The organism is Mesorhizobium sp. M4B.F.Ca.ET.203.01.1.1 (genome assembly GCF_004791025.1).
Classification (GTDB): domain Bacteria; phylum Pseudomonadota; class Alphaproteobacteria; order Rhizobiales; family Rhizobiaceae; genus Mesorhizobium; species Mesorhizobium abyssinicae.
Map to the genome: position 1 here is coordinate 1 of NZ_SRUO01000029.1, position 24,304 is coordinate 24,304.

20 protein-coding genes and 6 pseudogenes are annotated in these 24,304 nt (G+C 60.4%); 13 read left to right on the forward strand and 13 right to left on the reverse strand.

The window, feature by feature from the left end:
- On the forward strand, positions 1-1,085 hold a 1,085-nt coding region (locus EN846_RS32950; protein ID WP_135899098.1), incomplete at its 5' end, for an NAD-dependent succinate-semialdehyde dehydrogenase.
- A 796-nt stretch (positions 1,086-1,881) separates the two neighbouring features.
- Here EN846_RS32950 and EN846_RS32955 read toward each other — a convergent pair.
- Positions 1,882-2,397: a DUF2285 domain-containing protein gene (locus EN846_RS32955; RefSeq protein ID WP_236370644.1), complete on the reverse strand. Its 516-nt coding sequence runs from the start codon at positions 2,395-2,397 to the stop codon at positions 1,882-1,884.
- Positions 2,398-3,072: 675 nt separating this feature from the next.
- On the opposite strand from EN846_RS32955, the pseudogene EN846_RS36465 reads away from it, so the two are divergent.
- The 3 genes and pseudogenes from EN846_RS36465 to EN846_RS36230 form a co-directional block, all read left to right on the forward strand.
- Positions 3,073-3,660 (forward strand): annotated as a pseudogene (locus EN846_RS36465) (transposase); the annotation flags it as partial.
- Positions 3,661-3,858: 198 nt separating this feature from the next.
- On the forward strand, positions 3,859-4,566 hold the full coding sequence (locus EN846_RS35465; protein ID WP_029354820.1) for a hypothetical protein: 708 nt from the start codon (positions 3,859-3,861) through the stop codon (positions 4,564-4,566).
- A gap of 323 nt (positions 4,567-4,889) precedes the next feature.
- Positions 4,890-5,066 (forward strand): hypothetical protein, encoded by a 177-nt coding sequence (locus EN846_RS36230; RefSeq protein WP_245494561.1) that lies wholly within the window; start codon positions 4,890-4,892, stop codon positions 5,064-5,066.
- On the opposite strand, the gene EN846_RS36235 is transcribed toward EN846_RS36230, so the two are convergent.
- The 3 genes and pseudogenes from EN846_RS36235 to istA form a co-directional block, all read right to left on the reverse strand.
- On the reverse strand, positions 5,029-5,424 hold the full coding sequence (locus EN846_RS36235; RefSeq protein WP_095521251.1) for a hypothetical protein: 396 nt from the start codon (positions 5,422-5,424) through the stop codon (positions 5,029-5,031). The genes EN846_RS36230 and EN846_RS36235 overlap by 38 nt on opposite strands.
- Positions 5,425-5,852: 428 nt before the next feature.
- Positions 5,853-6,141, reverse strand: a pseudogene (locus EN846_RS32970) (ATP-binding protein); the annotation flags it as partial.
- A pseudogene (gene istA / locus EN846_RS32975) lies at positions 6,101-7,656 on the reverse strand (IS21 family transposase). The pseudogenes istA and EN846_RS32970, both read right to left, overlap by 41 nt.
- Before the next feature lie 194 nt (positions 7,657-7,850).
- Between istA and EN846_RS32980 the strand changes: the two are divergent.
- Positions 7,851-8,453, forward strand: a complete 603-nt coding sequence (locus EN846_RS32980) for a hypothetical protein (protein WP_164892053.1) — start codon at positions 7,851-7,853, stop codon at positions 8,451-8,453.
- A 218-nt stretch (positions 8,454-8,671) separates the two neighbouring features.
- Here EN846_RS32980 and EN846_RS32985 read toward each other — a convergent pair whose 3' ends face one another.
- From EN846_RS32985 to EN846_RS33010, 6 genes are all read right to left on the reverse strand, one after another.
- A complete protein-coding gene (locus EN846_RS32985) occupies positions 8,672-8,947 on the reverse strand; it encodes a hypothetical protein (protein ID WP_095521249.1) in 276 nt (91 codons plus the stop codon).
- 30 nt (positions 8,948-8,977) lie between these two features.
- A protein-coding gene (locus EN846_RS32990) for an IS66 family transposase (RefSeq protein ID WP_245492544.1) occupies positions 8,978-10,560 on the reverse strand; the annotation gives its coding sequence in 2 pieces (ribosomal slippage) (positions 8,978-9,684 and positions 9,684-10,560; 1,584 coding nt in all).
- A gap of 96 nt (positions 10,561-10,656) precedes the next feature.
- Positions 10,657-11,001, reverse strand: coding sequence for an IS66 family insertion sequence element accessory protein TnpB (gene tnpB / locus EN846_RS32995; RefSeq protein WP_127284559.1), 345 nt, complete (start codon positions 10,999-11,001; stop codon positions 10,657-10,659).
- Positions 10,998-11,393: a transposase gene (locus tag EN846_RS33000; protein ID WP_164891872.1), complete on the reverse strand. Its 396-nt coding sequence runs from the start codon at positions 11,391-11,393 to the stop codon at positions 10,998-11,000. The genes tnpB and EN846_RS33000 overlap by 4 nt, the downstream gene beginning before the upstream one ends.
- A gap of 237 nt (positions 11,394-11,630) precedes the next feature.
- The gene (locus EN846_RS33005) at positions 11,631-12,947 is read right to left on the reverse strand and encodes a HipA domain-containing protein (RefSeq protein ID WP_095521246.1); all 1,317 of its coding nucleotides are present in this window, start codon (positions 12,945-12,947) and stop codon (positions 11,631-11,633) included.
- Positions 12,937-13,275 (reverse strand): helix-turn-helix transcriptional regulator, encoded by a 339-nt coding sequence (locus tag EN846_RS33010; RefSeq protein ID WP_029354813.1) that lies wholly within the window; start codon positions 13,273-13,275, stop codon positions 12,937-12,939. Before EN846_RS33010 ends, EN846_RS33005 begins: the two co-directional genes overlap by 11 nt.
- Before the next feature lie 1,272 nt (positions 13,276-14,547).
- On the opposite strand from EN846_RS33010, the gene EN846_RS36470 reads away from it, so the two are divergent.
- The gene (locus tag EN846_RS36470; RefSeq protein ID WP_245500214.1) at positions 14,548-15,081 is read left to right on the forward strand and encodes a hypothetical protein; all 534 of its coding nucleotides are present in this window, start codon (positions 14,548-14,550) and stop codon (positions 15,079-15,081) included.
- Here EN846_RS36470 and EN846_RS36245 read toward each other — a convergent pair.
- The 3 genes from EN846_RS36245 to EN846_RS33025 all read right to left on the reverse strand — a co-directional run bounded on the left by EN846_RS36245 (position 15,012) and on the right by EN846_RS33025 (position 17,014).
- A complete protein-coding gene (locus EN846_RS36245; protein WP_236370649.1) occupies positions 15,012-15,542 on the reverse strand; it encodes a hypothetical protein in 531 nt (176 codons plus the stop codon). The two genes, EN846_RS36470 and EN846_RS36245, sit on opposite strands and share 70 nt — an antisense overlap.
- A gap of 136 nt (positions 15,543-15,678) precedes the next feature.
- Complete coding sequence (locus tag EN846_RS33020; protein WP_245492543.1) at positions 15,679-15,930, reverse strand: DsbA family protein; 252 nt, start codon at positions 15,928-15,930, stop codon at positions 15,679-15,681.
- 79 nt (positions 15,931-16,009) lie between these two features.
- A complete protein-coding gene (locus EN846_RS33025; RefSeq protein WP_029354811.1) occupies positions 16,010-17,014 on the reverse strand; it encodes a magnesium transporter CorA family protein in 1,005 nt (334 codons plus the stop codon).
- A 40-nt stretch (positions 17,015-17,054) separates the two neighbouring features.
- Here EN846_RS33025 and EN846_RS33030 point away from each other — a divergent pair.
- From EN846_RS33030 to EN846_RS33060, 7 genes and pseudogenes are all read left to right on the forward strand, one after another.
- Positions 17,055-17,763: pseudogene (locus EN846_RS33030) on the forward strand (KUP/HAK/KT family potassium transporter); the annotation flags it as partial.
- A gap of 132 nt (positions 17,764-17,895) precedes the next feature.
- Positions 17,896-19,150 (forward strand): annotated as a pseudogene (locus EN846_RS33035) (IS256 family transposase).
- Positions 19,151-19,210: 60 nt separating this feature from the next.
- Positions 19,211-19,542: pseudogene (locus EN846_RS33040) on the forward strand (insulinase family protein); the annotation flags it as partial.
- Between the two features lie 199 nt (positions 19,543-19,741).
- The gene (locus EN846_RS33045; RefSeq protein WP_342028462.1) at positions 19,742-20,419 is read left to right on the forward strand and encodes an insulinase family protein; all 678 of its coding nucleotides are present in this window, start codon (positions 19,742-19,744) and stop codon (positions 20,417-20,419) included.
- Positions 20,420-20,687: 268 nt separating this feature from the next.
- Complete coding sequence (locus tag EN846_RS33050; protein WP_127286169.1) at positions 20,688-22,526, forward strand: HipA domain-containing protein; 1,839 nt, start codon at positions 20,688-20,690, stop codon at positions 22,524-22,526.
- Between the two features lie 277 nt (positions 22,527-22,803).
- The gene (locus EN846_RS33055; protein ID WP_245468301.1) at positions 22,804-23,310 is read left to right on the forward strand and encodes a DUF977 family protein; all 507 of its coding nucleotides are present in this window, start codon (positions 22,804-22,806) and stop codon (positions 23,308-23,310) included.
- Positions 23,311-24,015: 705 nt separating this feature from the next.
- Positions 24,016-24,304 (forward strand): aldehyde dehydrogenase family protein (locus tag EN846_RS33060; RefSeq protein ID WP_127400361.1); only part of this gene is annotated, 289 nt, incomplete at its 3' end.

Sequence of the window (24,304 nt, forward strand, 5' to 3'; positions counted from 1 at the left end):
ATCGCGTCTATGGCGAGACGATCTCGGCACCCTCGACAGACCGCCGAATGCTAGTGATCAAGCAGCCCATCGGCGTTGTTGGCACGATCACGCCATGGAATTTCCCGGCCTCCATGGTGGCGCGCAAAATCTCGCCGGCCTTGGCTGCGGGCTGCACGATCGTGCTCAAGCCCGCTGAACAGACGCCGCTCGTGGCTGGCGCAATGTTCGCCCTTGCCCATCAGGCCGGCTTTCCCGATGGCGTGGTCAACCTGATCTATGCGTCCGAAGGTGATCGCGTCGGCCGTGAACTCTGCACCAATTCCAAGATCCGCAAGATCAGCTTCACCGGTTCGACCGAGGTCGGGCGGCTGCTGATGCGTCAGTGCTCTGACCAGATCAAGAAGGTTAGCCTTGAGCTCGGCGGCAACGCACCTTTCATCATCTTCGATGATGCCGACATCGACGCTGCTGTTGACGGTGCGATCCAGGCGAAGTTTCGCAATGCCGGCCAGACCTGCGTTTCGGCGAACCGTATTTACGTCCAATCGAGCGTTCACGATGAGTTCGTCAAGAAATTCGTGGAGAAAGTCCGGCACTTGTCGGTTGGCGACGGATTCGATGCCGGAGTGGACATCGGACCGCTCATCGACAGGCATGCTCTGGCCAAGATAGAGTCTCACATCGCAGATGCCATTGCGAAAGGCGGCACAATACGATGCGGGGGCCAACGTATCGGCAAGAATGGCACGTTTTTCAAACCCACGGTCCTCACCGAGATTTCCAGCGTCATGGCAGTCGCGCAAGAGGAGACATTCGGGCCGCTGGCGCCGATCATTCGCTTCAACGATGCGGATCAGGTCGTGCGCGAGGCCAATGACACGATTTACGGCCTCGCCGCATACTTCTATGCCTCCAACATGAAGCGGGTCTGGCGTGTGGCAGAGGCTCTGGAATATGGCATGGTTGGCATAAACACGGGACGCATGTCCTCGGAGGCGGCACCGTTTGGCGGCATGAAGCAATCCGGCATCGGGCGGGAGGGTTCCCGCCATGGCCTCGAGGACTATCTGGAAATGAAATATCTCTGCATGGGCGGGATTTGAAACCTGCTGCACTGTCTCTCCGCCCACCGGCCGCCCACCGGGGGCGGCCTGCGGTCAATGCCGCCACCTAATTTGAAGTTCCAAACGCCGTTGACCTGAAACACGGATGCCCGGCAGGAGACTGAGCTCGCTGCCGGGCCGGACATGCCTTGGGAGGGCATAAGTCAGCGCTCCTAGGGCCGATGGGGCCACTCAGTTCGTGCGCCTTTTGCCGATTGCGTTGCATGTGCCGTGCCAAGCCAAAAAGCATTGATAAACCGCCGATGGATCAGCTTTTGCCCTGTTGCGCACTCTACATTGTGGGATATGCGACAATGCCCAAGCGGTTGGATCGTCGTGTTGCAGATCCCCAGACGGGTCATGATTGCTATTCTTAGGACAGTGCGCAGCAAGCGCTACCCGCTGTACTACAGGCACACCATTTCCATAATCAAGCGGTGAGTGCGATGTCTGACCGAGCTGTCGGTCCAGGGGACAGTGTGAGGTCTCAAATCCCTCCATATTGTTGCACCCGCCGGTCCAACAGGACTGCAGGTCCGGACTCAAAGGATCTTGGCTGCTATGGCGACATTGCGGTGCACGCCGCTTTCCGACCACTGATGTGGGTTCAGGTCGAGGCCGGCCCTAATGAACCACCGCCTTGGCAACTTCACCGATGTCATTGTGGCGTCGGCCGACGCCTGACCAGAGCGTACCCGCAAGGCGCCATGCAGATCTGTCGGCGGGCGAACTGTTGGTGACGGGTCAGCTGCGAGCGAACGTTCATCCACTGACGCACAGCGCGGACTGTCGCATTTCAAATTAGGAAATCTCTGTAGCCACCATTCATGAGCGCGCGGCCACGCGAGACGGCCCGACGGATGCGGTCGCGCAGATGATCGCGAGGATCCGCCCAGTCGGCATGGACGCGCCGTTGACCGATGAGAACTTCGGCGAGCTCGCGATGTGGTGCTCCGGCGAGCGAACCGTCGAGCGCACGAAGAACGAAGGACAAACGGACGCCGCGCTTTTCCGGCGCAAACAAGCGGGGGGGCAAATGTTGCCCTAGACTGAGAGCATTGAGGCACTCCAGTCCCCTCAGTCGATGCTTTAAAAGCACCGCGGGCCAGATGGCTTGCGTATGCAGGCAAACAGGGTGGAGGATATTCGCGCCCGAGACGGCGAGCTGCAGCGCGTGGTCCGCATTGCGAAGAAGAACATGCTGGCTCTTGTCGGGCGCCTGCAGGACGGTTGCACGACAGGGCAATGCCGAGAGTTCGAACGGCGGTGTCGGCGACGAGGCAGGCAACCGTTCCGCAATGAGCGGCAGCACATGGACGCACCAGAGCGGACACCAGAATACGACCGAAGCGCGGCCACAAGACTCCGCGAAACAGAACACCCCAGCGTGACAGGTCGCCGGCCGACGCGACCATATCGAGAAAGGGTCGGAGAGACCAAGTCTTGCAATGCTGGCGCGCAGCGGTCAGATCGCGCTGGAACGCCGGGTTGCGGCGTAAGAACTCCCAAGCCCACTCCCGCAGCGTCAGGCCAGCGGTGTAGTCGTATGATCTTTCATCCCGCCAATCGGCCTGATCCGCGCCAGTCAGGAGATTCATGACTGACACCCCCTGCCCGCGCCTGCGTGCGTCGAAACATTATGCCACTTCGCAAAGCACCGGCGAAGGCAGCAGACGTCGAAGGCACCTTTTTGTTGAAGCGTGCGGCATTGGCACTGGCGACGACACAAGATGTGCCCAAATTGCCACCAGACCGTCGAACGGGCACAGCGACGGCCAGCGCGACCTGAGCACGCCAAGGGAATTGATTCCTTAACGGTCATCGGCTCCTGCGTCGCGATCCAGACGTCCCTTGAAGGCGCAGTAGCGCGGCAGTGGATCGCACGCTGCTTGTCGGCAAGTTGTCGTAGCGGCGGCGCCATAGGCACGGTCATCGGAGGGTCTCCTGCGGCAAGTTTTCGCCATTGGAGGCCAATCTGCCCGCTATGGCAGCCTGTGCAGTTGCACAGGTGAAGCGGACCAATCAGGGGGGAGCTATGGCGGAAACTGGGTGATGACGGTTTGAGGAGAGCGGCGTATCGAGGCGGGTGATGAAGCCTGCCAGAACCTCTCAAGGAGAGCGATACGCCATGAACGAGACTGTCAACATTGTTCGCCTTCGTCAGCCCGACGAAATCGGTGATACCCTGACGGATGTACTTCGCAGCGGCGCGCGCAAATTGCTTGCGCAGGCGATCGAGATGGAAGCCGAGGCGTATGCTAAGGCGGTCGACTGCCTGACGAAGGATCAGAATGCGTCGCTGGCGTTCTACGATTTCCCCGCCGAACACTGGGATCATCTGCGAAGGTCCAATCCCATCGAAAGCGTCTTTGCGACCGTTCGCCACCGCACGGTGCGTACCAAGGGCTCGCTATCCTCGACAACCGCCCAGATGATGGTCTTCAAGCTGGTCATGGCCGCGGCCAGGACGTGGCGACGATTGAAAGGACAAAATCAGTTGCCGAAACTCATCGCAGGTGCCAGGTTCCTGGACGGAATCGAGGTCATCGAAACGAAGCCGCAGAGCGCCGCTTGATCAGCCTCGTCACCCAAATTCCAGCATAGCTCCATCGGAACTGCCAGCCTTCCTTGCCGATCAGGCGCAGATCAGCGCTGACGATACCGAGGACGGCGACGGCGATCACCTCCAGGCCGCCAAGTAACGACCCTCAAAACACCGCCCTGGGCCGGCCGTCCCATCGGGCCTTTCTGTTTCTGGACAAAGAGCAAACATATGTCCGCAAGCGACATTTACGAGAATGCCCCACTCGGGAAGCTGATCAACTATGGTGATCGTGCCCCCAAACCGCTCGCCCGACAGGACCGTCTCATGAACGCCCTTCCCGCACGAGCCGCCGGCATTCCGGCTGGCTTCCTCGATCAGACCGCGTCCAACCGGACCAGCCGCGCCACCCGGATTCTGCATGCCGCCGACCATATCACGCCCTTTCTCGAACGGGGTCGGCCGATCGGCGCGAATGCAAGGGAGCGGGCTTTGCAAAGACCGGCAAGGCAGAATGGGATTCCTGGGGAACTGGTCGAGGCCAGCCTGAACCGGTATCTTGTGCCTGCCCTCGGGAGTCGCTCTATCCACCATGTGACCGACACCGACATTGCTAACATCACCAATAAGATCGTCGCCGGGGGTCACCCGCAAGCGGCTAACACGGCCTTCTGGTATATGCGGGCATTTTCAACTGGTGTCGCAAACCGCCGCAACGGCTCATCGCGGTTTCCCCGCGAGGAATTGGAAAATCCGGCCCCGATCGTCAAGCGCAAGCGAGTGGTGAACGATGCCGAACTGGCGGCTATCCGGTGTCGCAAACCGCCGCAACGGCTCGTCGCGGTTTCCCCGCGAGGGATTGGAAAATCCGGCCCTGATCGTCAAGCGCAAGCGAGTGGTGAACGATGCCGAACTGGCGGCTATATGGACGGGCTGTGAGCCCGAACCGGGCGATATCGGCTATTCGTTCGGCTCCATCGTCAAGCTGCTCATGCTGACCGGACAGAGGCGTACGGAAGTTGCCGCGATGCGTTGGTCTGAACTCAACCTTGAAGCCGGAACATGGGACCTATCGGCGGACCGCACGAAGAACGAAGAGCCTACGCTTATTCCGCTGTCCACACTGGCGGTGTCGGTCCCCCAGTCGGTACCGAAGACCAATGACACATTTGTTTTCCCTGCGAGGGGCAACGGCTTTGGAGAACTGGACCCTTCACGATCTGCGCAGGACGCTCGCGACAAATCTCGGCAGGCGGCAGGTATTGCCACACGTCATCGAGCACATACTGAATCACAAGGCAGCGTCCCTGACAGACATAGGCGAAATCCACAATCTCTATACCTACGTCAAGGAGAAGCGCGAGGTGTTGCAGATGTGGTCAAATCACATCGAATGGCTGATCAAGCAGGCTTCGGAAATGGACGCTCTGGCGGCGTAGCTGCTGGCATGGGCGGAAGATGCGGCGCAACAATCATCAGAGCCTCATCGAATTGGAGATCATGCTTGACCAGCAAATGCGCGGCCAATGCTTCGATGGCCGACCTGTGATCGAGTACTAGCCGGGCCGTGCGATCTTCGATCCGCCCCCAATCGGGGCGGCGCGGCATCAGGAACCGCAACTCACCATAGATTCGCTTGGCATCCGCGTAGTCGCTGCTCCCCTCATTCTCGTCGGACGCATTCATCGCCATATCGAACGGGTCCAGATAGCCTTCGAATGCGGATTCTGCAAAAGGACCTGCCAGACACGTAACTATCTCCCGGATCGCACAATCGCGTTCCAAATATCGATCCATATCGTCCTCGAAAATCGGCTTTCGCTTCGAGGTGAATCCTTGCGCTGAATAAAACCCGCGCCTTCGACAACACCACGGTAATCTCCGTCACCGGGGTCGGGGTAAATACTAACACTTGAGAAAGCAGGGAGTTTACGGTCGTCGTCGAACATCTGACGGTTCAAAACGATGGCGGCCACCGCGTGCCCGGCTTCGTGGTGCGCCACAAACGGGAGATATTGGGAGGCTACATTCATGCGGTGCGGCTCTCAGGTCTAGTTTGCTTTTGCGCATAGGACCGCAATCGTCGTGCCAACTGGGAAAATCGTTTCGGACAATGCGATCGCTCCGATAGCGTTGTGTCTCCTGTCTGACATTGTTGGGAAGTCGACACGCGCCCGTCGCAATGCGGTCGACCTTCCGCGCGAGTTGGGTGACCCGTGAAGGCGGCCGACCAGGACGATGTTGCGCTGATCGGCGACGAAGGCGCCGCCGGGCGAGATCGCGCATCAGGGGTTCGGTGACCGGCGTGTCGGCGAAGTCGAAGTCGTCGATGTCCTTGGCCAGCGGCAACTTGGCGACGGCGAACTGGTATTTGATGGAGCGGGCCTGCTTCTCCGATATCTCGGCTTGCAAGAGATCACCGACAATCCTGGGCGGCTCGTGCCGTCGCTTGATGGCGACGCCCATGATCTCGTCATAGGCGCTGCGCATTCCGTAGAGCTTCAGCGCCCCCATCAGTTCCAGAACCTCGGTGCGTTTCCGTTTGTCCTCCTGAGACTGTCATAGCTGGCGCAGTCGGCGACCGGCTCGTGAGCTAGGGTCAGCGCCTGGGGAATGGAAAGGATCGTGCCCGGCGCCGGATCGCGGCTGCGGGCCAGGATGTTGAGGATCACCGCCGCCGAACAGACGCCATGCTCGAGCGCTTCCTGGCAGGCGCTCTCGACCGCGCTCAATCCGTCGGTCAGAACGCAGGTGAGGATCGACACCATCTGCCGGTCGCCGTCATCGGCCGCCCCTAGCTTGCGGCGCACCTTCTCCATGGCTGATGGCAGAACCCATTCCCGGAAAGGCGCGCCGTTGCGCAGGCCGTTCGGTTTGCGGGCCATCACCGGCACGTAGTGCCAGGGATCGTAGACGACCTCGTTGCGGCCGAAAGAGCGTGCGTGCTCGCCGACGACCGCGCCATCCTGGCGGATGACGATGCGGTCGGCATAAGCATGGATCTCGACCGGCCGACCGACGGCACTCGACAGCACCGAGTATTTGTTGTTGTCGAAGCGCACCGTGCAGGTTTTCGACACCGACGCGGGAATGCAATGGTAGCCGTCGAAGCGACCGGCATAGGGAATGAAGCTGGCGCGTTCTTCTTCGAGTACGTCCCAGATCGTGCGCTCACCCTGTTCGGGATGCCGACGCGCCTTGGCATTAGGCAACGCATTTGTCGGCCAGCCAGCCGTTGAGATCCTCCAACGTCTTGAAGCGCAGCCTCGGTGTGAAGAAGCGCTCGCGCACCAGCCCGACCTGGTTCTCGACTTGCCCCTTCTCCCAGCCGGCCGCCGGTGTGCAGGCCTCCGGCTCGACAAGGTAATGCCCGCACATCTGCGCAAAGCGGCGGTTGTAGCGGCGATCCCTGCCGATGAAGATCGCGTCCACCGCCGTCTTCATGTTGTCGTAGATGCCGCGCGTGCAGGCGCCACGGAAGAAGGCGAACGCCCGGTCATGCGCGTCGAACACCATCTCCTGCGTCTCGCGCGGATAGGCCCTCACGAAGAACATGCGGCTGTGGCAGAGCCGCATGTGCGCGACCTTCACTGTCACCGTCACGCCGTCGAGCAGGACGATCTCGGTGACTCCAGTCGAACTGGTAGGCCTCGCCAGGTGCAAAACTCAGCGGAATGTAGCCCTCGGCCACGGCGCTGCCGCGATCCGCCGCCCAGCTCTGAGCATGCCGCCACCCCGAACTGTAGCTGCCGTCATAGCCGAGGCCGCGAAGCTCCTCGAAAATACGGATCAGCGTCAGCCGCTCCCGCTGCGGCTTGGCCGCATTCGCCGACAGCAGCCGGTCCAGCGTCTCACGCCAGGCTCCCATGCGGGGATAGGGCTGGTGCTTGCGCTCGTAGCGGAACTCCGTCTCCTCAGAACGCAAGACCTTGCGCACCACCTTGCGCGAGATCTTCAGCTCGCCTTGCTCGACTTCCCCTGGACCAGCGACAGCCGACGTATCTTTGCAATCGTCTCCAAAACCAACATCCAAAACACAAATGCCTCCGATCAAGCCGGAGGCATCTTGATGACCCCATCGTTAAGGGGTCCCGTTTGGACGAAAAGCACCCCTTAAACAGGGTCCTCATTCCACGAAAAATCAATGCACTACCTGACGTCAATCCACAGCATTGGGCCGAAGCATGCCACGGGCTCATGCCGCGGAGAGCGGGAAGATATTCTTGAAAGAAGCGGTCTCCGACATCAATACCGACAGGATCGGCAGCTTTCTCACGTCACTTGAGGTCGAGCGTGGCAGTTGCGACCCGCAATGCAAGGCTGGCGGCGATGCATACCTTGCGCGGTTCCTGATCTCGGAGCACCCCGAATATATGGATACGCTGCAACTGGTGGTGACACTTCCCTTCAAGAGGGCGCGCGGGTGGCACCTGTCGAATATCTCGAAGAGCCCGAAATCAAGAGCGTCCTGGCGCGTATCGACCGCCGCACGCCTTCTGGAGCGGGATTACGCACTGTTCTCGCTGATGTTCAATACGGATGCACGAGTTCAGGAAATCCTGAATCTTCGAATTTGTGACCTTCGTCTGGTATCGCCCTGTCCCGCCGAGCAAAGGGGCTTTCTCAACGACCGCGGCACACCGCTGACCCGGTTCGGTGTTCGATACTTGCTGCGCAAACATGTTGATATGGCTGCGGGGGAAGGAACCACCCTGGCGGAAAAAAGCATCCATCACCGCTCTTTGCGGCACACGACGGCCATCCACCTTGTCAAGGCGGGTGTTGACATAGCCACCATCAGTCAATGGCTAGCCACTCGGGGCTGAACGTAACGTGCGCTACGCCCGGGCCGGTATCGATATGAAGCGGCAAGCGCTCGAACAAGTCTTTCCCCGACGTGATGTCATCGGCAAAAGATCAGACAATCATCGCTATGATGGCGGGATGTTACGCTGCCTGCAGCGCTTGTAGACGCTCAGTTATGTGGAGTTGTATCGTGGGAAGTCGCGCGTCTGTGGTAACCATTCGGCCAGGGCCGCGGTGACTATGATTTCGGGCGACGGTTTTCTGCGCTAGGTTTCGGCGGTGCGTGACCCGCAGCCCTGCGCTCGTCGACGATATGCCGAAGGTTGTCGATGCCGTCTTCGGTGAAGACAACGATAGGTTCGCTTAATTCGGATGCGGGATAGCCGTCGTAGGCGCTCAGGCAACCGTCTTCCGAGAACATCTCGATCGAGCAATCGCGCAAAAAGTCTTCGTCTTCTTCGAGCATCTCGGCCACATATTTGAGGGTGTAAAGAGCGGAGTTGCGATATCTCATCTGACGGCCTCGTTTATTTGTAGGCCCAGATCAGGCAGCCTTATCCGCTGCGGCCGTCAGAAGGCTCCAATTCCACGGGAGCAAGTCCTCGATCTGCGTGATCGGCGTGTCGGCGATGCAGGCGAGGACGTCGGCAAGCCATGCCTGCGGATCGATGCCGTTGAGCTTGGCGGTGTTGATCAGCGTCGCCATGAAGGCGGCCCGATCGGCACCTCGATCGGAGCCTGCAAATAGCCAAGCTTTCCTGCCCAGAGCAAAACCACGCAGCGCGCGTTCGGCCGCGTTGTTGGTGAGGCAAATCCGGCCATCGCCGAGGAAGGTCGTGAATCCTTCCCAGCGCTTCAGCATATAGTCGATTGGCTCGGCGACCGGAGAGCTGCGCGACAGTCTTGCCCGCTCTGCCCGCATCCAGGCCTCAAGTTCGGTGGCGATAAGACGGCTTTCCTGCCGTCGTTGCAGACGTTCGTCGGAGACGAGTCCGTTGATGTCGCGCTCGATACCAAACAGGGCGTCGATGCGTTTGACCGCCTCGAGCGCGATCGGTGAGATCGGCGCGGCGTTCTTGCCACGCTTGGCATTGGCGGCGATGTCGGCAAGTACGAAGAACTTGCGGCGCGCATGCGCCCAGCACAGCGCCTGGGTCAGCGGACTGGGATCGCGGTCCACCTTGAACAGCGGATTGTAACTGCCATAGGCATCGGCCTGCAGAATGCCGGTGAAGTTCCTCAAATGACGCTCGGATGCTCCTGCCGCCGATCGCGCGAAGCATAGTAGAGCGCCGCCGGTGGCGATTGCCCGCCGAACGGCCGGTCATCCCTGACATAGGTCCAGATGCGGCCTGTATCGGTCTTGCCCTTCGCCAGGATCGGCACGGTCGTGTCGTCGGCATGGAGACGATCAGCGGCAAGCACATGCGCCTCGATTAGCGCGTGCACCGGCTTCAGCGCCACGGCACAAGCGCCGACCTGGTCCGCAAGCGTCGACAGGCTGAGGTCGACGCCCTCGCGGGCATAGCGCTCGCTCTGCCGGTTCAGCGGTTGATGCTGGGCGAACTTCTCGAACAGGACCATCGCCAAAAGGTTCGGTCCGGCAAAGCCGCGCGGCGTCACATGGAAGGACGCCGGCGGCTGCGAGATCTTCTCGCATTCACGGCAGGTGAACTTCTCGCGCACGGTCTGGATCACCTTCCACTGGCGCGGGATCACCTCCAGCGTCTCGGTAATGTCCTCGCCAAGCTTGGCCAGCCTGCCCGAGCCGCAGCACGGGCAGTTCCGGGGTGCGGCGATGACCACGCGCTCACGTGGCAGATGGTCGGGAAAGGGCTTGCGCGACGGGCGCTTGCGCTCGAAAGCTCGGACTGTCGATGACCGCGCTGTCAGTTCCGCCGCCAATTCGTCCTGGCTGGCGTCGGCTTCCAACTCCTCAAGTTGCAATTCCATCTGTTGGAGAAGCCTGGCCTTGCGTTCGGAGCGGCTGCCATGGATCTCGCGCTTCAGCTTCTCTATCTCCAGCCTGAGCCGCGCGATCAGCACATCGGAGTGCGAGTTCAAGGCTTGCGCGCGAGCGGCGAGCGCTTGCGCCTCACGGCGGGCCGCACGCTCGGCGAGGATCATCGCGTGCGCACTGGCAAGGTCACCGGGAAGCTGATCGGCCACATCGGTCATGGCGCGATGGAATCATATTCGCTCCCGCCAAGCCAGCGGTTTTGCTCATCCCGCCGAGCTCGGACGCCAGGTTTTTTGCGGCATCCGCCAGTCGATGCCTTCTAGCAAATAGCCGAGCTGCGCGGGCGTGATCACCACCGTGCCATCGGCCGATGGCCAGATGAACCGGCCACGCTCGAGCTTCTTCGTGAACAGGCAGGCACCCTGGCCGTCATGCCAGATCACCTTGATCAAGTCACCCTGCCGCCCGCGGAAACAGAACAGGTAACCGGTGTGCGGATCGCGCTTCAATGTCTCCTGCACCATCAGCGACAGGCCCGGGAAGCCCTTGCGCATATCGGTATAGCCAGTGGCGAGCCACACCTTAACGCCGCTCGGGATCGAGATCATCGCCGCTCCAGCACATCCAGGATCCGGCCGAGCGCCTCGCTATCGATATCACTCTCGACCCGCAGGCGGCGGGCGCCGCCAAGCTCGATCGACACCATGCTGCTCTTCTTGCGCGGTCTGGAGATCGGCGGTGGCTGCGCTGGCGATTGCGGCGCTGGCAGCGCCTCGACGACTTCCACGGCAACGAGTTGCGGCACGGACGGCGCGGAGATCTGGCAGAGTTCCTTGCGCCACCGGAAAAGCTGGCTCACATGAATGCCAGCCGATCGCGCGGTCTCGGAAACACTAGCCCCAGGCTCAAACGTCGCCGCGACCAGCCGCTCCTTATCCTCCCGAGACCAGCGCCGGCGCCGCTCGACCGACGTGATCACTTCAATCTGATGCTTCGTCACAGGGCTACTCCTAGTGCTTGCACTAGGACTTGCAGCCTTCAGCCTACCTCAGCAAGACGGCCGTGACCGCGGGGATACCGTCTGTGGGCTCTTGCGGTGTCAGCTCCACATCTCTCCGCAGTGCACGTTGTCGCTGTCGAAGAGCCGTGTGTTCATGACTTCGTGCTGGCACGGCAAGGATTGTCCATATTGTGGGCGTCTTGCGCTTGCCGAGCTTGTCCGAAATCCAGCGCCGGATCAGGCGTGAACACTGTTGCGTAGTTCGTCAGCCAGAGCGCGGAGAACGTCGGCGCTCCCTTCCAGCGCCGTAAAAGCGTAGGGATTGAGGAACTGTCGGCCCCAGAACAGATTGCGATCTGTGCCGGATAGCGTAGCTTCCTCGCTGACACGCGGCCAATTCTTCGCAATGCATCGGAGCTGGCCTTCAACAATCGCAAGAGCTTCCGGCGCGCTGAGCAGGAAGTGATGCGCGGCTTCAAGGCAGGACGCGATCCGGCTCATGCGGTTATTGCCGCTGATGAGCATGGCCTGGCTGGCCTCCTGGCCACTGCGGGCCTGCGGACAAATATCGTAAGCAGGCGTGAGGGTGAGCTTAGCCCCGTCCCAGAATGCCGCATGGTTGCGGGCATGATCGTCGGTGTTGCCGCAAAGTATGTTGAAGACAATGCGGCTGAACAACTCGCGCAGAGTTTCCGACGGCGCGGTGAATCGGTGGCGAATGATCTCCGCCAAATCCTGGTAGCTGGCGTAACGCGCCATCATCTCATCGAGCGCGAGCATCGTCAGCGCTGAGACCATGGATTTGCGTTGCCAGCCGCCCGTGACCTTGATCCGGTCGAATCGCTCGACGAGCAACACGTCCTTGCCTGCGGCGCGAACAAGCGAGACGGATGCCGCTCTGATGCCGCACAAGGCGGCAAGCCGCATGGCTATGAATTCTCCTTTGACGACGCTGTAAAGGTCGGCAGACGAGGAAAATTTCGCGACATGCTTGATGGCGTCGTCCTCGATCAGCGCCTTTGGCCTTGCGCCGCCGATCGAGCTGCCGTGATGCAGCGCCTGATCTAATTCGGGGGTGAGCGGAATACCTTTTTCTACCCGCTCCGCCGATTGGACAAGCTCTTCGAGAGTGGCATTGGCCAGTGCGCGCGGCTCGTAATTCGTGGGCGAAAACTGAAAATCGAGCGCGCCGATGCGGTCCGAGCCTGATTCCAGCAGGAACGTCAGTTCTGAAATATCGAGCCGCGCGATTTCATCGCCCTTCACACCGAATTTGCGGTTTAGGATAACCCGTCGTCCCCAGGCATCGGGGGCAGCATCGCGGATGCATCCCGGCATGGTTAGGCCAGGAAGCAAAGGCAATTCGCCTGCCTTCAGGGGCAGTTCCGGGAGATAAAGCGGGATCGCGCTGCCCAGTTCACGAAAGCTCCTGCCATAGTTGAAGCTGACGAGTCCGTCATGGGCATATAGCCGCCCGGCGACAACCGGCGCGGTCTCGCCCGGCAGCCAGACCCAGACATAGGCTTCGTCGTACTTGGGGACCTTAGAACTCATCGACGATCTGCTTGCCGGCCTTGTAGACGTGCTTCGGCAGCAGCGCGATGCGATCGTCCATGCGGCCTGTGAGGGCTGTGATGCCCTTGCCGTCCGCATCGAACAGCTTCACACCGACAATGGCAGCAGCTTCGAACATCAGTCCGATTTCGACTTTGGGATCGCCCTTCTCGATGCGCTGCAGGGTGCTGCGTGAAACACCGATTCTCTCGGCTAACTCCTGTGCGGTTAACCGGTGCTGCATCCGGCCCAGCCGGATGGTCTTACCGAAAAGGCCAAGCGCTTCCATCGCGTAGCGCGAATAGGTGCGTTTATGCGTTGCCGTCATTCGGGTCTCCGTGGCCTATCCATGAGCCATATCACCTCATTTCGACCTTTATATAGGTAACGTCGCAGAGCGACTGCCAAAGTCAAGCCTCCGTATCGTATGATCCAAATCCCCCTGATTCGACTTTATATGCAGCAAGAGTTCGCATCACGGCTACGTTCGGAAAGCGAGGTAGAATGCGACGGGAGACGCAAGCGTTACCCATCCGAACAAGGACGGCGAATATTGCCTACGGCTCCTGCACAACCGGCCAGCTCTGCGCGCCTCGGGCGAGGCGGAGATCTGGCGCTGGACCGCGGACAGCCTTGAGATGCCTCGCATGAGTCATTCGATGGGCGGTCCCTGGTGCCGCTACGCCAAGCGCGATGAAGCGTTGCGGTCTTCGTCGCGCGCAACGGCGAAAGCGTGCAGGAGGATGGCTCGGGTCAGGGTGGACAAGCATCTGCGTAACAATTTGCTTTTCGAGGACGGGACGAGTCCAGGTTGGCCGCTGCTCAAGGCGCTGGCTCCGCAGCAGAGCCGAGTGAACTGGAGGGTCTGGTCCGGCGTCGAGGCACGGCGCAAGGCCTGCCGCGACGGGCGCGGATAGTGCTGCTGGCCAGCGAGAGGATGTAGAACAAGGAAATTGCCTTACGCCTTGGTGCAACGCCCAACACAGTGGGCACATTGCGTCGGCGCTTTGCCGAACAGCGGCTCGATAGCCTTTACGATGAACCGCGTCCCGGCGCGCCCGATGAGGAGATTGCCGAGACGATCCGGTTGACGCTGGGAGACGACGCCGCGGGACGCAACCCACTAGCCTGACTCTGCAATCTTGAGGAGCGCCAAGTTTATTCTGGCGTGCGGCGAGCTCAACGCCGAGCCGCTTGGCATCGATGCACGACACGACGTGATGCGGCGGTGTCGCACGGGTTCTCACGGTTTGTGGCTTCGGGATCGCGCGGAAGGCCACGCTTTTCTGGCGGCTCGCGCACCGGTGCCAGACGGCCGTCGGGACCTTAAAATCGACGGGATGACCGGCGGACAACACCTCCACGCCGGCCATACCAGGCCTGGCGGACCGCCCGGACAATCCTGAGATTCTGGCCGACGTCGGCGCCGCTTGGATATCCGCGATTGAATGGATTGCGCGCAGAGGCATTGTGCGTCCTTAATGCACGCATGGTCTTACGTGCTCAGCGTCAGAAATGACTGCGCTTAAAACGTCAGCTTGAAGCCGGCCGACAGGGTCAAGGCATAGAAGTCCATGCCAGCGCTATCCTTGTGGGTTCCTTGTTCGCCGGTCGCGATGCTGTAGGCCGTTTTCTAGCCTTTGTTGCGAAAATATTTGTCGACATTGCCGGCCAGGAAGACGCTGGCGCGGTCGGTCATCTGATAATCGATCTTGGCGCCGGCCGAGATGAACGGCACCGTGAAGAGGTCGTCCTCAAATCGCAGGCCGCGCCCCTCCTCGCGCAGCCAGTGATGGTCAACAGCGCTTGCATCAACGGTGAAGCCGCTGCGGAGCAGACCCGAGAGCGTCAAGTTCCCGAGCGTCGTGGTCGCTTTCGCGCCAAGGAACAGGCCGAAATAGCGCTGTTCGTAATCGATGACCGGTTCGCCGTCCGGGAACTTGCCGCGATCCTCGCGAAAGCCGAAGCGGTCCCCACTCTATATGTACGAACCGCCATAGGCCTTCCACTTCATGTTGGTGTATTTGAAGCCACCATGAAGGTTGATAACCGTGGCATCGTTGATCACGAAGTCTGGGCCTGCTGCCATGTCAAGGTTGATGTAGCGGTCAAGGCGGGTGTCGGGGTGGATTGACTGATCCGACCAATCCTGTCCGGCAATACGCCGTTGGCTGAGATGGTCCAGTTCTTCCAGACCTCGGCCTTTAGCCCGGTGGTCAGAACCGGCGCGCCGGTTTCCCAGATCAATTTGCTGATACGATTGCCCACTTCGTCGTAGAAAAGCTCGTTGCCCTTTAGCCAGGTGTAGCCAACGCCACCAAGAAACACGACGCTCTTGTCGGGCGCTGAATAGGTGGTCGAATGCGCCGCCATGGCGATGGTCGACGATGTGCAGAACGTGCCGAAAGCAAGAATTGCAAATGCTGATGTGCAGCGATTCATGGGGCCTCCTCGGGACCTCCGTTGGTGATCTTTCGTTGAACGACGGCGGCTCACAGCGCCCGTTTGCAGGCGTTGTTTGTCGCGGCGACCATTGCTGGGCATTGGTGCAAAGACGTTGAACTCCGATGCGATGTCCGGGACGGCTTTGGTCATTGCCCTTTGTCTGGTGCGCTGCATAGAACGGCTTGGTCCGCCCACTACCGCGTTGCCGGGCCATATAAGAGATTTGGCCCGACGCGAGAGGCGGCACTCGTGGCCAGAGAACGGGATCGCACCGGCCGCCACGCTGTCAAAATGCCGAAGTTGGTGATCCGGCACGACGCTTAGCTTCTTCTCGCTCTTTGGCGACGAAGCGTTCCAGCGTGTGAATCTTGAGCACACCTGAAATCACTTCGTCGCCGAGAACCAACGCCGGCGTGACGTTGATGTACAGCTCCTTGGCGAGCGCGCAATTGCGCTCGAGGACGTTTTCGATGGCGCGGTCTTCCATGTCCCGCTTGAGCTGCTCAACCTCGAGGCCAACGTGTCGTGCGATAGTCAAGATGTCGAATTCGCTGAGCTGCGCGACCGCTCCGGGAAGTGGGACTTTCAGTAAGCGCCCCGAACCAGCCTATTTCCTTTCACAGCCAACCGCGCCGCTTGAAAAAGAGATACGGAACCACGGCGGAGAGCACCATCAGACCCAGCGCAAAAGGATAGCCCAGAAGCCATTTTAGCTCGGGCATGGCATCGAAGTTCATGCCGTAGATCGAGGCAACCAGCGTCGGCGGCAAAAACACGACGGCAGCGACCGAGAAAATCTTGATGATCTGGTTCTGCTCCAGATTGATGAGACCCAGCGTCGCGTCCAGCAGGAAGTTGATCTTGTTGGACAGGAAGGTCGCATGGTCGCTGAGGAACGTGGCATCGCGCTGGACGAGCTTGATACGTTGCCGGATTTCCTTCTGCAACTTGCGACCGGACGACGCGACTGCCCAGCTGGTCGAGTCACTCGCGCTATGGTAGGCGACGAGCCGCGCGATGCTCACGAGACTCTCCTGAATTTTCGTCAGCAGCTCACCCTTCCGGCCGATTCGCTCGACAAGGGATTGAAGGTTGCGTGTTTTCTTCGAGGCGCTCGGAGACGTGTTGCGAAAAATTTCGCGTGAGAGTGCATCAATCTCGTCGCCGATGCGCTCAAGCGTGTCGGCCGCGCGGTCGATGATCGCTTCGATCAGACCCAGCATCACCAATTCGCCGGACGTGCAGGGAGGGCCGCTAGTACGCTGTGCTTTCGCCGCATAGATCAAGAACGGCTTCGGTTCGGCGTGGCGGACAGTGACGAGCGTCTGGCCCTTGATAACGAAGGTAACCGGCGCTTTGACAGGGTCCTCGCCCTCGATATTCGCGACCGCGGTGATCGTCATGAACTCGGCGCCGTCTTCATGATAAAGACGGTCCGACAACTCGATTTCCGCCATCTCGTCGCGCGTCGGGATATCAATGGCCAGATGCGCCTTAACAAGCTTCACTTCCTCAACAGTCGGGTTGAGGAGGTCGAGCCAGAGAGCACCGAGAGCTTCGGCCTCCGGCAAGCCGTCAATTGCTGTCAGATGGCCGTTCTGGCCCGTGTAGATGCGCAGCATTTATGGCCCCTTCGGCAAGGCAGTATGCCGCCCGCGGAGCCTTTCCGTAACCGGGGCTGAAGCGCTCTACACTGATCTCGGTCATTTTGGCCGCCGGCCGATTGTGCTGGCTTGGCTGGCGATCGCATTTCCGTGCCTGCTGCTTAACAATTTCGGGCAGGGCGCGTTCGTTCTTTCCCGAGGCGGGACGATCTGACATCCATTCTTCGAGATGACCACGGCTGGACGTTGGTGCCGATGGTGGTGATGGCTACGGCGGCAACTGTGATCGCCAGCCAGGTCGTGATTCCGGCGCTTATTCACTTGTGCGACAGGCCGTCCAGCTCAACATGCTTCCGCGCTTCGAAATCCGGCATACATCCGAAATGCAATTCGGGCAGATATACCTGCCGCGCGTCAACCTGCTGCTCGCATGGTCGGTCATGTTGCGGTCATCGGCTTTGGTGAGTCCAGCGCCCTCCCGTCAGCCTATGGCATATCGGTCACGGGCGAAATGGTTGTGACGACAATCCTGCTCCACGTCGTGATGAGGCGTATCTGGAGGTGGACGCTCCTCCCGGCGCTCGCCTTGCGCTCGTCTTCGGGGTGGTCGATGTCGGCTTCTTCTCGGCGAACATCATGAAAGTGCTCGACGGCGGCTGGGTCTCAATCCTTGTCGCCGGCGTGTGGTCGTGATGACTTGGGTTCGCGGAACCCGCCTCCTCTTCGAGAAGTCCCGCAAGAGCGAATTCCCGCTCGATTTGGTTGCCGAGCAGATGACTGCCAAGGTGCCGTCGCGGGAGTGGTTGGAATTGTGAGTTGGCGTAGTCTCCGGGGTGTCAACCTCGAATCATCCGGCCTTGCGGTGCCGGACAGGAGACTACGCCATGACAAGGACTACCATGAAAGCCGAAGCCGTTCATCCGGGGGATGAGGCGACGAGCTATCTTTTCGACAACTGGTTTGATCCGATCGAAGCTGGCCTGCGCGAGCGGGTGCGCGGCTTCATCGAGACGATGCTCGAGACCGAGTTGGAAGCGGTGCTTGCCCGTCCCCGTTATGGCCGGCAGCCGGCGGCGCGCCAGTGATGAGACCACCGGTGTCGCCGGCCACCGCCACGGCAGCCGGACGCGCACGCTGACGGGGACCTTCGGCACCACTGAGATCACGGTTACGCGGGCGCGCCTCGATGTCGACGAGGACAAGACGGTGGAATGGAGGAGCAAGGCTCTGCGCGCCTATCAGCGGCGCACGAAGGCCGCCGACGCACTGATCGCGTCGAGCTACCTGGCGGGCACGAACACGCGACGCGTCCGTCGTGCGCTTGCCGCCTTGTTCGGCGGCGCGATCGGCAAGGACGTCGTCAGCCGCACCTGGCGCAAGGTGAAGACGGACTGGGACGCCTGGAAGGGTCGCTCGCTGGCCGACGAGCCCGATCGTGCGCCTGATCCTCGACGGGACGGTGGTTCGTGTCAGGCTCGACCGCAAGGCGACCTCGATCCCGCTGCTCGTTGTCATCGGCGTGCGCGCGGACGGCCACAAGATCCTGCTCGCGGTCAAGAACATGGGCGGCGAGACGACCGAGGCCTGGCGGGCGATCCTCGACGATCTCGTCGCACGCGGCCTCCGCCGCCCTGAGTTCCTCATCGTCGACGGCGCACCCGGCTTGGACGGGGCGATCGCTGGGCTGTGGGACGGGGTGCCGGTTCAAAGATGCACGGTTCACAAGCACCGCAACCTGCTCGCCCACGCTCCCGAGCGCCTGCACAAGGAGATCAGCGCCGATTACACCGACATGATCTACGCGGCCACGCCGGAGGAGATCGAGAGCCGCCGCAAGGCGTTCCTGCGCAAATGGCGGCTCAAGTGCCGGGCGGTGGCCGACAGCCTGGAGGAGGCCGGTGAGCGCCTCTTCGCCTTCACGCGCCTGCCGCCGAGCCAGTGGAAAAGCGCACCAGAACTACAAACGCGATTGAGCGTCTGCATGAAGAGTTCAAGCGGCGCATCAAGACCCAGACCGTGCTGCCTTCGGCCGAAACCGCGGCAATGTTGTTCTGGGCGTTGATTGCGTCCGGCGAAATCTCGATGCGAAAAATCGACGGATGGCACACGCTCCCCGCCAAGCCACTCGATCAGCAGATTGACCTCGCCGCATGAACCGATAACCTCAATTTGCCGGAGGCTGCTCCGCCAAATTCCAACACGATCCGCTACGGCACCGACTCCAGAGCCTTCTATGACAAATATTACACGCCCAGCAACGCCGTCCTGGTGGTGGCCGGCGATGTCGAGCCGGAAACGGTCAAGGCGCTGGCCGATAAGACGTAGGGAACCGTGCCGACGGCTCCTGGTCTAACCCGCATCCGCCCAGTCGAGCCGGAGCAAAACGCCAAGCGCACGGTGACGCTGACCGGCGTGCGCAATTCGGTGCCGCGCTTTTCCACGCAATGGATGGTGCCGTCCTATCATACGGCCGCACCCGGCGAGGCCGAGGCGCTCGACTGCTGGCCGACATCCTCGGCGGCGGGACCCGCAGCCGGCTATACCAGCAGTTTTCGACCGCATACGCGCCCAGCTTCTCTCCGAAATCATTGCCGATGAGCGCGAACCTCACGCGATCCCCGAGCTGGCCTGGCGGCGCGGACTCTACGGCACGCATCCGTATTCGAGACCGCCCAAGGGAGCCTGACCAGCGTAACGCCCGCCGATCTAAGCGCCTTCCACAAAGCCGCTTTCGCCCGCGACGGGCTGCATGTGGCGGTCGTAGGCGACATAGATGCCAAAGCCCTGAGAGCAAGGCTCGACCAGCTGTTCGGCGATTTGCCTCAGAAACAGGCGCTCGCCCCCGTACCTGATGTCACCCCGAAGCGGCGAGCGGACGCAGGTCGCAACGCCCTCCCCCAGACTTCGCTCCAGCTGGCTTTTCCCGCCATGGGACGCAACGACCCGGAATTCTACGCGGGACAGCTGATGAACGATATAGTCGGAGGCTCACGATTTACCTCACGTCTGTTCCAGGAAGTGCGCGAAAAGCGCGGCCTTGCCTACGGTGTCTCGTCCAGCTTGGAAGACTACCAGCCCAACATGCTTGTCGTGACGACGTCGACGCGCGCCGACAGGGCGGCCGAGACGCTCGACCTGATAAGACAACTAATCAAGGAGCTGGTCGACACAGGCCCAACAGCGGCCGAACTCGAAGCGAGCAAGAAGTATCTGATCGGCGCCTATGCTATCGACAATCTGGGTTCCTCCAGGCCGATTTCCGCCACGCTTGTCGGGTTGCAGCTCGACAAACTCGGCATAGACTACATCCAGCGCCGCCCGGCCCTCATCGAGCAGGTGATCCTCGAGCAGGCAGGGCGGCGGCGAAGAAGCTGCTTTCGGCCGAGCCCGCGATTATGGGCGTTGGCCCGTGACAGCGAATAATCCCACGCTCTACAATAGCTGAAGGACTCGCCGACCTACGTGTGGCTGATCCGACTATGGTGTGGCAGAATGAACGCCTTGAGTTCTGCCTGCTCGCCTTCGCAGACCAGGTTCTCTCCCGTGGTTCGATTCCCGACCCGAAGAACGCCGTCGTTCCGAGAAAGTATTCTAACTTTTGCGTATACCAAATACGGGAAAGTTAGAAACTCTTGAATATGAAGCCGATTATGCTAGCTTTCCCGTATATCAGATACGGGAAAGTTAGAAAATGGCCCTTCACCTCGTTGGGGAAAACATCGATAAAACCCGCAGCCACTATCAGGCTGAAACGGGCAAGCTCATCCAGCTAATGCGCGGCATCTATGTCGATGCCGGGGAGGATATCGAGGCCACGATACTCAAGCACGCCGTCCGCATCGCCAAATACCTGTATCCCAACGCTTACCTCTCGGCGGCGAGCGCTGTGCTTCTCGGCCCGACCCGGGATGGCCGCCTGTTCCTGAGCGGGCGACGAATACAGCGCAGGCGCTTGCGCTTGCTGGAAATCATTCAGAACGCAGCTCCCGACCACCCATCAGTCGCTCAAGCGATTGTCGATGATGGAATGGGAGAAATCCGGATCGACGTCTCCTCGATGCGCCAGCGCTTCCTCGAAGCTTTCCGCCTGCGCAGCGAACACGCGGCATCCATCGACGAGACGATGCGCGAGGCAATCGCGAACCGCCTCATAGAACAATACGGCAGCGCCCAGGGCGCTGCCGACGCGACATGGGCGCTTGCCCGCGCGAACCAGTGGTATCGCGAGGGCGAGCACGCCGAGCGCTTTTTCCTCCGCCCTCCACTGACCACAGAACCGGCACGCAACGGAGCCGCGCTCGATCTGATCGTGGCGTGGCACGGCGCTCCGCTCGGAAATCTCACACATGATGGTTTTGAGTGGCGCTGGAATGCAGACGATCAGGGCCCGCCACTTGTTCGCCAGACCACGCCGGGCAAGCTCCCTCCTTTCATTCTGTCGCTGCTGCCTGAAGGCTGGCTTGAGTCAGTGTTGAACGACCGCGACGAGCGCGCGACGCTACGCTCGGGCAAACGCTACATGTCCAACATCACCATCGTCGAGCGTGCGAGCGATCTCTCCGCCCTGCCGCCCGACATCCTGTTAACCCGGCTCAATGGCTTCACTAGAAACACTGTCTTCACTGGCCAGTATGCAGGGCCGGGTCGCGGCGACCTGGAGCAGAGTTTCGAACGCAATCTCGCACAGATATTCGAGCGTACTGATACGCCTCGCCTTTCGGGTGTTCAGATCAAAGCGCCTATGTTCCTCAGTGCGGATGGCACCCTCTCTCCCAGTATCGGCCGGCCTTTTACCCACATTCTCAAACCTGCGGGTACGGGCGGATTTGAGGCCCTGCCAGTTATCGAATGGCAGTCGCTCGCTTTGGGCAGCGCGGCCGGTTTCAAGACGCCCGCGACAGCGCTCGTCCCGATGCCTGACGGGATGCCTCCGGCGCTACTCGTGGAGCGGTTCGATATCAGAACGGGCCTCGAGGACAAACACCTGCTCGCGCTTGAGGACTTCTGCTCGGTACTTGGCGTGCCCACCGAAGCAAAATACGACGGCACGATGGAGCGCATCGCGCGGGCACTAAGGCCGCTATCGACCTCTCCCGAAGAAGACGTCCTGCTTGTCCTGAAGCGATCCTTATTCGCCTGGCTGATCGCCGATGGCGACATGCACCTGAAGAACATGGCACTGCTGGAAATCGCAGAGCCCGGCAGCACGCAATTCAGCTCAGTTCGCATGGCTCCGCTCTACGACGCGGTCACGACTCGCGTGTTTCCACGCCTCGAAAAAGACCGGATGGCCCTCAAGCTGAACGGCAAGGACGATCGTCTGCGGCGCGCCGACTTCAAGGCTTTCGCGAGCACGGCTGGCCTCAAGGCAGCCGATGCGGATACCAGCATCGACGATCTTGTTGCAGCCCTCTCACGCGCGCTCAACCACCTCGAATTGCCGCCGCCTCTATCAGACGGCTCTCAAGGCGCGAAGATGGCGGAGCAAATGCGCGCGATTGTCCACGAACGCATCGAAGGGTTTGCATAGATGATCGATCTAACTGATACGCCGGTTTCCATGGACCGCACTTCCCAGCCGTGATGGGCGAGACCGCCCCGACAAAGCTTGGCAAGGGCTCGAAAGTTCAGGCTAATGATAGATGCTCAGTGGAGGGCCTATCTTCTAGCGCCGGCGAGGTAGCCGCTCGATCGTCTGCACAATCCCTTCGGGCGTCGGCTGGCGCAGTCGATGCGGTCGAGATATCTGCTCGTCGCAGCAATGTTCACGGTGGTCTTTTTGGAGATCCATCCATTCCAGGACGGCAATGGAAGGCTATCGCGTTCTGACGACGCTTCTGCTGATGCGCAGTGGCTATGCTTATGTGCCTTACTCTTCGCTCGAAAGCGTGATCGAGAACAGCAAGGAGGGCTACTATCTGGCGCTTCGGCAAACTCAAAAAACGATCCGCAGTCCGAGGCCTAATTGGCAGCCCTGGGCTGTTTATTTCCTGCGCGCTCTTCAGCAGCAAAAGCAGCGGCTTGAGAAGAAAATCGAGCGCGAGCGTCTCGTGCTCGGTACGCTTCCGGAACTCTCCCTTCAAATAGTTGAAGCCATCAAGGAGCGCGGGCGAATGACCATTGGCGAGATCGTCAACCTGACCGGTGCAAACCGGAACACCGTCAAAAAACATGTGGCAACCCTGGTCGAAATAAACCATCTAGCCCAACATGGAACCGGCAAGGGAACGTGGTACGGCAGACGTCAACACAGACTACTTTATGTGATTCAACCCAGGAAACGCACTACGTCCATTTACGCGAACACCATATGATAAGGAACACTCTTTTCGAGCTTAATCCCCCGGGCAAAAAGTTTTCGAGGGCTGGTTGCCGCCGCCCTCAGTGCAATTAACCGGTATTCAGTTCCAGCTTGCCAGCAGCGGTTATCAGCGTGGAGTCGATGGTAAGTCCTCCTTTGAAGGCGGTCGCATTCGAGGGGAATGCTCTACAGGGACGACCCGCCGTAAACGACGTTCTTTCGAAAATCCCCGACTTCTTCCACCACAACGACCCCCCTCTCGTTTTTTGGGGCGCGACCTGCACGGTCCCGAGCCCAGCTTGCAGATGATCTGCGTGCCTACGGTCGCAAAGAAGGCATCACCGTGCTGATTCTCGATTGTGGTCCCTTTTGATTTTCCACGCCCGTTTGTGGCGCTCGCGATGGGGCGCGGCAAGATCGAGGACTTTTGAAAGCAATTTCAAATCCGATGATGCTCAAAAAAGGCATTTGGCTGCACTGCTGCTATTCGGACCGATGGCCGGTACGCGCGGTGGGGAAGCCGATGTCCATTGTTCAGTTTGCACCTGATGAGAACCGCAAGCCATCGACCAGAAGAGTTCAAGAATTCTCCCTTTCAAGTTGAGTGGAATGGTCTACCAGCCGTATGGCCGAGGCCCTATAAGGAACCCGCAGGTGCGGAGTACACGCCGAGGCTCTGCCGATTATACATATCAGCTGCCTTTGAGAGGAACCCGGTTTGCCCCTGTGCCTGCCGATGATCCGCCACCTGAAATCCCCGGACCTGTTTGGCGCCGTCCATCGCCTGCCGGCACTCGGCAGACCGGTTGGCAATAAGACGTTCGAGGTCGTCAATCCGTCGACCGGCGAAGTTTTGGCAGAGCTTCCCGATATGGGCGTCGAGGAGACACGTGCTGCGGTAGACAAGGCCTATGTTGCGCAGTCGGGATGGGCCGCGTTGACTGCCCGAGAGCGTAGCGACGTTCTTTGGCGATGGCATCAGCTGATCATCGACCATGCAGGCGATC